The following is a 9,521-nucleotide window of genomic DNA, read 5'->3' on the forward strand; positions in this document are numbered from 1 at the left end:
TCCAGCGGTGGTATGGATGACTTTGAAATCCCGGCGTTCCTGCGTAAACAGGCTGATTGACTTGAGTCAGTAAAATCGGCTTGTGCTCAAACAACGAACGCTCAAAACCCTGACCCGCGCTGTTGGCGTGGGGCTGCACAGCGGGCAACGGGTGGAAATCACCCTGCGCCCGGCGCAGCCTGACACCGGGATCGTGTTTCGTCGGGTCGACCTGCCACAGCCAGTGGACATTGCGGTGTCGGCGCAGGCGGTGACGGACACCCGCATGGCCTCGACCATTTCCAATGGCCAGGCCAAAGTGCATACGGTGGAACACCTGATGTCAGCCTGCGCCGGTCTGGGGGTGGACAACCTGTATGTCGATATCACCGCCGAAGAAGTGCCGATCCTGGACGGCTCGGCGGCATCGTTTGTTTTTCTGCTGCAAAGTGCCGGTATAGAGTTGCAGAACGCTCCGCGCCGGTTCATCCGGCTGCTCAAGACGGTGGAAGTGCGTGAGGGCCAGGGTGAGCAGCAGAAATGGGCACGGCTGGCGCCTTACCATGGTTACCAGCTCAGTTTCGAGATTGATTTTGCCCACCCCGCGGTGGATAGCACCGGTCAGCGGGTGTTGTTTGACATGAGCACCGGCTCCTATTCCAGGGACATTGCCCGGGCCCGCACCTTTGGTTTCACCAAAGATGTGGAGATGATGCGGGCCAACGGCTTGGCGCTCGGTGGTGGCATGGACAACGCCATTGTCATGGATGACTACAAGGTGCTCAACGCCGGTGGCCTGCGTTATGACGACGAGTTTGTCAAACACAAAATGCTCGATGCCATGGGTGACCTGTACCTGGTGGGCAAGCCACTGCTGGCCAGCTACAGCGCTTTTCGGTCCGGCCATGCCCTCAACAACCTGTTGCTGCGGGCTTTGCTGGAGCGTGCGGACGCCTGGGATGTGGTGACGTTTGCTGATGAAAAGCAGGCTCCTCAGGGCTTTGATCAGCTGGCGCGGGCCTGGTAGTGTGCGGGTACGGAGCTGATCCACATGCTGCTGTTTCGCTGGGCCATGTTGTTGCTGCTGTTGAGTGCCGCCGTCTGCTTTGTGTTTTATGTGGGCACCGGTCAGGTGCGTTACAAACGCTGGGGACTGAAGGTGCTCAAATGGACGCTGATCGCCGCGTTTGGTTTTTTTGCCGTGCTGATTCTGGAGCGCATCGCCTGAGTGGTCAGCCCAGCCGGACTGCATTTCGTCCAGCCGCTTTGGCGGCATACAGGGCGTTGTCCATACGTTTGAACCAATCATCCTGCCGCTCACCGGTTTGCAGTTCCGCGACGCCGTAACTCGCGGTCACCGTGCCGACCCCCGGGGTTGTCAGATGGGCAAACAAGTCGCGCAGTCGTTCTGCCAGGTTCATGGCTTCGCTGGCCGCACAATACGGCAGAAGGACGACAAACTCTTCTCCCCCCCAGCGCGCCAGATAGTCGCCGATCCGAAGATTTTTCTGGGTGAGTTCGACCAGATTGATGAGCACCTGATCACCGGCCTGGTGGCCAAAAGTGTCGTTCACCTGCTTGAAGTGATCAATGTCAAACATGATCAAAGACAAGGGTTGGCCGTGCCGCTGAGCCCGCGCCATTTCAATCTCGATGATTTCGTGGAAGTGGCGCCGGTTCAGTACGCCGGTCAACGGGTCGGTGGTGGCGATGTGGATCAACTCCGCGTTGGCGGCCTGCAAGGCCCGGTTGGCCACTTCGGTCGCCTCCTTCGCTTGTTTCAATTCCTGCTCGTACCGTTTGTGTTCGGCAATATCCCGGCTCACACCAACAACTTCAACCACCGAGCCAGCGCTGTTGAGAACGGGGGCCACAATCACTTCGGCCCAGTAAGTGGCGCCGTTCTTGCACAGATATTCCAGTTCACCACGGCAGGTCTGCGGTTGTCGGCCAGCCTGGATGTCAGCCAGCAATGCTGAAAAATACCCACGCATGAAAGCCTGGGATTCGGGGGGCTGCATTTCTGCCAGTGTTTGTTGCATCACTTCTTCCGGGGTGTACCCCCGGACTTTTTGCACAGAGGGACTGACATAGGTCATCTGCCCCTGCGGTGACATGGTCCACACCACATCACGCGCGCTTTCGGCCAACAAGCGCAGTCGCTCTTCGCTGATGCGCAGTCTTTCCTCCGCTTCATAACGTTGGGTGATGTCCTGAACTTGCGAGATAAAGTAGTCGGGCTGTCGCCGGGTATCGCGGACCAGGGCAATGGAGACCAGCCCATACACAATGTGGCCTCTTTTGTGCCGGTAGCGTTTTTCGAAGGTGGCGTGATCGCTGCGGCCGCTGATGAGGTCTTGCATCGCCTGCGGGCTGAGGGTGAGGTCCTCAGGCAGCGACAGGTCGTTGACCGTCTTGCCCTGGAGCTCACCCGAGGCATAACCAAACATCTCGTTGGCTCTGGCGTTGGTTTTCAAAATGCGGCCATCCAGTCCCACCAGAAACAGCCCGGCATTGGCGTGTTCGAAGGCAAGGCGAAACTTCTCCTCGCTGGCACGCTGGGCTGCTTCGATTCTTTGCAGATTGGTTTGGGTGGCTGCCAGCCAGCCGAGCACGCTGTTTTCCGTCCCCGGGGTCAATGGGACCGGGGCGGTGAAATCACCGTTGCCGAGGCGAATGATGCGGGCATAGAGTTCATTGACCGAGCCGCCCAAAATGGCGTTCAAGCTGCGCCACAAGCTCCAAAGCAGCGCCAGCAGCAACCAGCCGAGCAGGATAAAGACCAAGCGCAAAACCGAGGCATTGACTTCAGCAGATCGTACGGCCGCCTGCGTGCGTTGGTCGGCCATCTGTTCAAACTGGTTGATGGCGCCCATGATGTCCGCCTTGGCCTGGAGGTAGGGCACGTCATGCAGCAAGCGAATGGCTTCGGCGTGATAGGGGCCGACAGGCGGTAGGCTGGTTTCCATCAGTTGCATGGCCGCAAATTCGGTACGCGTCAGCGCATCCGAGCGTTCCTTGGCCAGGGCCAGTCTGGCCAACTCGTCAGCGGTGAAACCGGCTTTTTGAATCTGGGCAGTGAGCGGGACGGCCTCACCGACGGGGCGCGGCCGCCGGTCATCGGTCAGGACCAGGTCCCAGTAAATTTTCTGGTAGTCCAGTGGCCGCGGTTTTTTGCCGTCCCGGATGTCGAGTATTTCCTGATAGTGCTGCTTGTAGAGCGGGTCCGCGGTCAGGACATACATGCGCACCATGCGGGTCAGGTCGTCGGAAGACTGGCGCAATTCGTCGGCCAGCAGAAACGACTGCTGGCGTTGCAGGTTGGCGTGATCAATCTGCTTTTCGCCCCGGACGTAAATGACGAAGACCACGGCGGCAACCAGCAACACACCCGCCGAGACCAGCAGCTGCCGGGAGAAGCGTTTGACGTTGTGCGTGACGGTTGGCATGTGGTCAACGGAATGCGATGCGAGCCCCCATGGGTGACCGAAATGGCGAGCGCCCCGGCACAGGAAAGCAAGGAACATCCCGGCGGGATATTACACCTGTGCAAGCGACCGGGCGGTTATTTTGAGCATCAGCGGCTGCGCCCGGCCTTGTAGGCCGCCTTTTGCGTCTGCTGCTGAACCCCACCCAGGCCCTTGGCCTGGGTCATGCGTGCCATGGCCTTGGCGGCATGGGCGTGGGTGATGGCCAGCCCCAGCGCGTCGGCGGCATCCGTGCCCGGCAGTCCCGGCAGGCTCAACAGGCGGCGCACCATCTCCTGCACCTGGGTTTTGTCAGCCCGGCCATAACCGACCACGGCCTGTTTCATCTGCAAGGCGGTGTACTCGGCCACTGCCAGCTCGCATGACACCAGCGCCGTCACGGCCGCGCCGCGCGCCTGGCCCAGCAGCAGGGTGGACTGTGGATTGACGTTGACAAACACGATTTCGACCGAAGCACAATCGGGCGCATACCGGGCCACCACTTCGCGGATGCCCTCATACAGCACCTTCAGGCGAGCCGGCAACTGGTCTTTTTCCAGATGGATGGTGCTGATGGTGCCGCTGGCCACATACGTCAGTTCGGCGCCATCGACGTCGACCAGACCAAAACCGGTGGTGCGCAAACCGGGGTCAATCCCAAGGATTCTCATTTGCTATCAAATATGTAGCTTAATGTGCTTATTTTATGCGGGCTAGATGCCAAAATGCCATCTGATCGAATGAAAAAACACGGGTGCGGCAAAACACAGTGCGTCAATGCGGTCGAGCATGCCGCCAGCGCCGGTGACACCCTTGCCCTGGTCGCGCCAGATCGGCACCCCACGGTCGCGCTTGAGCGCCTTCATCACCAGATGGCCGAGTGAGCCCGTGGCACAGGCAATGAAAGACAAGGCAAAGGCCTGACCAGGCACAAACGGGGTGATGCCCGCCAGCAGCGCCCCCAGCAGGCTACCGGCGGCCATGCCCGCCCACCAGGCGCGCCAGGTAAAACTCTGGCTGATCCTGGGCGCAGCCGAGGGTTTGCCCAGCTGGATCAGCCGGCGCGCCACCAGATGCTGGGTGACCATGCAGGTTTGCACCACCAGCACCAGAAACAGCATCAAAAAGGCGTTTTTTTTGTCATAACGCGGAAAGTCCAACAGCATCAGCGCCGGCACATGGCTCATGCCGTAGATGCACACCATGATGCCCCATTGCAGCTTGGCGTTGCGTTCCAGGAAATGCACCGGGTCATTGGCCAGGGCACTGGCGACCGGCAAGGCCACGAACACATAGACCGGAATGAACACCGTGAACAGGTTGAAGTGTTCGGTGCCAACCAGCCAGTACTGAAATGGCAGCACGCCAAAAAACGCCAGCACCAGGCTGCGGTGGTCGCTGTGGCGGGTGGGCGACAGGGTCAGGAACTCGCGCAGGGCAAAAAATGAACCCAGACCGAACAGCACCAGCCGTGCTGCGTCGCCTGACAGCCAGGCGACCCAGAAGACAAAGATCAGCAGCCAGCTGGTCTTGAGCAATTGCGTCAGATTGTCCACCTCGTCGCGGTGCCGTTGGGCCGCCTGCTGGTCTTCAAATTCGCGCATCGAGCGCAGGAACAACACCAGGCCGGCCAGCAACAGCAAGCCGAACACGATGACAAACAGCGCCCCCACCTGCTGGGACGGACTGAGATTTTTCAGGGTCTGGTACATCGTGTCACCCTTTTCAGACGTCGCGCAGGGCCAGTACCGCAGCACGGGCGCGCTGCAGGAACTCATGGCGGTCTTCACCCGGCAACACCCGCATGGGGGCACCAAAGGTCACCGAGCACAGCACCGGCACCGGCACCACTTCACCCTTGGGCATCAGGCGCTGGACGTTGTTGATCCAGGCCGGCACCAGTTCGACCTCGGGGAACTTCAAGGCCAGGTTGTACAGCCCGGCCTTGAAGGCCTGCGGCTCGTCGGCAAAGCCACGGGTGCCTTCGGGAAACAGGATCAGCGAGTCGCCGGCCTTCATGGCCTCGATCAGCGGCTCCAGCGGGTCTTCTTCTGCCGAGCGGTCGCGCGAGACGTAGATCACGTTGAACACCGCGCTGGTGAGCCAGTGTTTGAACGGGGTCCTGGTCCAGTAGTCGCGGGCGGCCACGGCGCGCACGCTGTGGCGCAGTTCCTTGGGTAGCGCCGCCCAGATCATCACCAGGTCAGCGTGGCTCTGGTGGTTGGCAAAGTAGATGCGCTGTTCGGCCTTGGGCGGGCAGCCCCACCAGCGCGCCTGCGAGCCGGTCAGGATGCGAATCAGCCCGAGCAGAAAGTAGCTCATCAGCGTGGCGGCCCAGTCCAGGACAATCGGTTTCATGGCAGTTCGGCGTTTTCCAGGCGGTTGGCAATGATGGCGGCGCGGCCGGCCACATAACTGGAATTGGGCAGTTTTTCAAAGTATTTGGGTCGTGGCAGCATGACGGCCAGCCGGGCTGCCTCGTAGCTGCTGAGCTGGGCTGCCGGCTTGCGAAAGTAATGCTGGGCGGCGGCTTCGGCGCCAAAAATACCTTCGCCCCATTCCACGCTGTTGAGGTAGATCTCCAGGATGCGCTGTTTGTCCAGCAGGGCTTCGAGCATCAGGGTCAGCACAAACTCCTGACCCTTGCGCAACAGGGTGCGCTCACCCGACAAAAACAGGTTTTTGGCCAGTTGCTGGGTGATGGTGGAGCCGCCCACCACCTTGGGCGGCTTGGCTGGCCGGGCGGTGGTGCCGGCTGGTTTGCCGCCTGGGGACTTGGCTGCGGGCTTGCTGGCAAGGCGGGCCTGGGCTTTGGCGGCCTGCTCCTCGGCCTTGGCGTTTTTTTGCCAGGCTTTCTCCAGCGCGGTCCAGTCCACACCGTCGTGGTTGACAAAACCATCGTCCTCGCTGGCAATCACGGCACGTTTGAGTTTGTCGGAAATCTGGCTGTAAGGGGTCCACTGCTGGCGCCAGCGCAACTGGCCTTTTTCTGTCAGCACGCGCCAGGCTTCCGAGCGCTCAAAGGTGGTGGACTGCGGGTCCACCACCAGCATGGTGGCAATCCGAGCGACAAAAAACAGCTGTAGCAGCACCCCCGCCACCAGCACCAGTACCAGCCAACGCCCAAAGGCTTTCATGTGGTTCAGCCCAGCCGCGCCCGCAGTTCGTCCAGCACCTGACGCGCCGGCGGCAGCACACCGCGCCAGATCAGAAAGGCCTGGGCGGCCTGGCTGACCAGCATCCCCAGGCCGTCGCGTGGCACGGCGCCATGGGCGCGTGCCCAATCCATGAAGCCTTGGGCGCCCGGGCCGTACATCATGTCGTAGGCCAGGGCGCCGGGTTTGAGCACACCGGCGTGGACCGGCACCTCGGCGCCGCCCAGGCTGCTGGCGGTGGCGTTGATGATGACATCAAAATCACCCTCTAGCCCGGATATATCTTGGTCAAGTAGCTCTGTTTTTTGTAGCGTTGCCAAGCCTTGGTGGCGCGCCACCAGGGCTTGGGCCCGGGCGCGGGTGCGGTTGACCACACTCAGGTGGGCCGGCTGGGCCTGCAGCAGCGGGCCGAGCACGCCAGCGGCAGCACCGCCGGCGCCAATCAGCAGCACCCGCTGGCCGCGCAGGCTGACACCGGCGTGGTGTTCAATGTCATCCACCAGGCCAAGGCCGTCGGTGTTGTCAGCCAGGATCTGCCCGTCCTTGAAACTCAGGGTGTTGCAGGCCTGGGCCAGCTGGGCGCGTTCGCTGGTGTGGGTGGCCAGCGCAGCCGCTTCGAATTTGAAGGGCACGGTGATGTTGCAGCCGCGTCCGCCTTCCTGGATGAAGGCCTGGATGCCGTTGACAAACTGGTCCGGTGCAATGTCACGCTTGGTGTAGATCAGGTCTTGCCCGGTCAGCTCGGCAAAACGGGCGTGTATCCAGGGCGACTGGCTGTGGGCCACCGGGTGGCCCATGAGGCAATACAGGTCAGAACTCATGAGGGTTGGTTGGTGAGAGGCTATTGGGCGCTGATTTTGGTTTCCAGCGTGTCGTCGCGGGTGAACTTGAAACGCGATACCACGGCAATCTGGTCGGCCTGGCGCCGCATCTCGGTACTGAAGCGGCCAAACGGTCCGGCACTTTTGGCAATGGCTTCGGCGCGGCGGTCCAGTGCCGGCAGGCCCGAGCTTTGCACCACTTCGGTCGAAAGCACCCGGCCATCGTGGTTGACGTTGACGATCATGGTGAGTTCACCGTACAGCTTCTGGCCATTGAGTTGCGGGAAGTTTTCGGTGCCCCGGTCTTCAATGGCGCGGCGCAGGCGGTCGTAATACACGGCATACACCGCTTCGCGGGTGGCCGGGCTGATGTAGCGTTTTTTCGGCCGGGCATTTTCCATGTTGATGCGCCGCTCGATTTCGGCCAGCAGCTTGACGAGCTGGCGGCGTTTTTCTTCGCGCTGGGCCTGCTCCGGACTCAACTGGGCCTTGCGCGGATCAACCGGCGGCAAGGCGGCCAGTGCGGTTTTGACTTGGGAGAGCATCAGGTTCTGCTGCTCCTGCAGCTCACGCAACTGGCGTTGCTGCTCCTGCTGGCTGTCTTCACCCGGCGTTGCCAGCAGTGCCGGTGGCAGCGGGCTGGTGGCGCGGCCTTTGTCGAGTTCGCCGCCGCCAGCCATGCTGGTCTGGGCGATGGCCCGGGCTTTCTCCGGCTTGTCATCGGTTCTGGCGTTGACCAGGATAACTTCCAGCGGCGTGTCCTCAAACACCCGGTTGAACCCTTCAGGGTCGACAAAACGCACCGTCAGCAGCACCGCGTGTACGGCGACGGACACGCCAAGGGCAATTTGCAGGGTGCTGAAAGACCGCAGGTTCACGGGGCGGGATTATCGCCGGGAGCCGCTGGTTGGCCAGCGTCGCTGTCATTGACGTCCATGGCAATGGCAATCGGCCCGGCGATGGTGTCCTCGTCCAGGTCTTCGTCGAGTGCATTGCCGGCGTCGGGCTCGGTGTCGAGCCGGGCGGTCACGGTACCGTGGATGTCCAGCGACACCTCGTCGATGTCGCCCAGGCGCACCATCACCCGGGCGCCGCGCGGCAAGCCCTGGGCTCCGGCCACCGGCAATACCAGCGGCAGGTGGTCGGCACGCACCAGGTTGTCCTTGAACAAGGTGGCTGGCACTTCGGTGATGCCTTGTTGCTGTACGTATTTCAGCACCCAGAAACGCTCCATGGCGTTCTGGAAGCCGTTGTAGGTCGCGTAGGCGGCATCAAAGCTGGAGATGATCGAAAACAGCTCGGCATCCTTGGGCTTGAACGGGGCGGCCAGTGCCGCCGTTTTGCCGTGGCGCGCGCAGGCAATGATTTGCCACTGGTTCACCAGGTCGACATAACGACGCAGCGGTGAGCTGCTCCAGGCATAACTCCTGACCCCGATGCCGGCGTGTGGCAGCGCTTTCGTGCCCATGCGCACCTTGACACCGGGCAGCATCGAGGCCTGGCTGCGGTAAATACCCGGCACACCCAACTCGGCCAGCCAGCCGCCCCAGGTGCTGTTGGCCAGGATCATCGCTTCCGAGACGATCAGGTCCAGCGGTGCGCCACGCTGACGCACACTGATCTGCACTTGTTCGGTGCCGCAGGGCTCGGCGCCGTCATTGCCGCTCAGCCGGTAGTTGTAATCGGGGCGGTTGAAGTTCTCGGGTTTGCCGCGCACCACCTCGCGTTGGGCCTTCAGGTGTTGCGCCAGGCGGTATAAAAAGGAGAGTTTGTCGCGTTTGTGTTGCAGGGCCTGCGGGTCATGGGCATGCATGAACTCGGGCTGTTCCAGCCACTCGGTGGTGACGATGGTGTCAAGCTGGTCATGGCGCAGATTGGCGCCAATGTGCACCCGCTCCAGTCTGGTCACACTGTCCTTGATCTCCAGTGTGGCTTCATCCAGGGTCACATACAGTGACACGGCCGGGCAGTTGGTGTTCTCCATCAGCGTGTACTTCTGCACCACTTCGTCAGGCAGCATGGTGATTTTGTAGCCTGGCATGTAGACGGTGGACAGGCGCGCCCGACCCAGTTGGTCGATGGCACTGCCGGGGGTGATG

The 9,521-nt window shown here is 61.5% G+C and carries 10 protein-coding genes; 2 read left to right on the forward strand and 8 right to left on the reverse strand.

Features of this window, described 5'->3' with window-relative positions:
- Positions 1-82 precede the first annotated feature (82 nt).
- Both lpxC and PHW99_RS16500 read left to right on the forward strand, forming a co-directional pair.
- The gene (gene lpxC, locus PHW99_RS16495) at positions 83-1,006 is read left to right on the forward strand and encodes a UDP-3-O-acyl-N-acetylglucosamine deacetylase (RefSeq protein WP_300180114.1); all 924 of its coding nucleotides are present in this window, start codon (positions 83-85) and stop codon (positions 1,004-1,006) included.
- A gap of 24 nt (positions 1,007-1,030) precedes the next feature.
- Positions 1,031-1,207, forward strand: coding sequence for a hypothetical protein (locus tag PHW99_RS16500; RefSeq protein ID WP_300180117.1), 177 nt, complete (start codon positions 1,031-1,033; stop codon positions 1,205-1,207).
- A 4-nt stretch (positions 1,208-1,211) separates the two neighbouring features.
- Here PHW99_RS16500 and PHW99_RS16505 read toward each other — a convergent pair whose 3' ends face one another.
- The 8 genes from PHW99_RS16505 to PHW99_RS16540 form a co-directional block, all read right to left on the reverse strand.
- Positions 1,212-3,428: a sensor domain-containing diguanylate cyclase gene (locus PHW99_RS16505; protein ID WP_300180120.1), complete on the reverse strand. Its 2,217-nt coding sequence runs from the start codon at positions 3,426-3,428 to the stop codon at positions 1,212-1,214.
- Between the two features lie 128 nt (positions 3,429-3,556).
- Complete coding sequence (gene ruvC / locus PHW99_RS16510; protein ID WP_300180122.1) at positions 3,557-4,117, reverse strand: crossover junction endodeoxyribonuclease RuvC; 561 nt, start codon at positions 4,115-4,117, stop codon at positions 3,557-3,559.
- 42 nt (positions 4,118-4,159) lie between these two features.
- Complete coding sequence (locus PHW99_RS16515; protein ID WP_300180124.1) at positions 4,160-5,158, reverse strand: phosphatidate cytidylyltransferase; 999 nt, start codon at positions 5,156-5,158, stop codon at positions 4,160-4,162.
- Positions 5,159-5,171: 13 nt separating this feature from the next.
- Positions 5,172-5,804: a lysophospholipid acyltransferase family protein gene (locus PHW99_RS16520; RefSeq protein ID WP_300180126.1), complete on the reverse strand. Its 633-nt coding sequence runs from the start codon at positions 5,802-5,804 to the stop codon at positions 5,172-5,174.
- Positions 5,801-6,583: a transglycosylase domain-containing protein gene (locus PHW99_RS16525; protein ID WP_300180129.1), complete on the reverse strand. Its 783-nt coding sequence runs from the start codon at positions 6,581-6,583 to the stop codon at positions 5,801-5,803. The genes PHW99_RS16520 and PHW99_RS16525 overlap by 4 nt, the downstream gene beginning before the upstream one ends.
- A gap of 5 nt (positions 6,584-6,588) precedes the next feature.
- Positions 6,589-7,422 (reverse strand): shikimate dehydrogenase, encoded by an 834-nt coding sequence (gene aroE / locus PHW99_RS16530; protein WP_300180132.1) that lies wholly within the window; start codon positions 7,420-7,422, stop codon positions 6,589-6,591.
- A gap of 20 nt (positions 7,423-7,442) precedes the next feature.
- On the reverse strand, positions 7,443-8,300 hold the full coding sequence (locus PHW99_RS16535) for an energy transducer TonB (RefSeq protein WP_300180135.1): 858 nt from the start codon (positions 8,298-8,300) through the stop codon (positions 7,443-7,445).
- A partial coding sequence (locus PHW99_RS16540) for an RNB domain-containing ribonuclease (RefSeq protein WP_300180138.1) occupies positions 8,297-9,521 on the reverse strand: 1,225 nt, incomplete at its 5' end. The genes PHW99_RS16540 and PHW99_RS16535, both read right to left, overlap by 4 nt.

This window comes from Rhodoferax sp. (assembly GCF_028689305.1).
In the GTDB taxonomy this organism is placed as follows: Bacteria; Pseudomonadota; Gammaproteobacteria; order Burkholderiales; family Burkholderiaceae_C; genus Rhodoferax.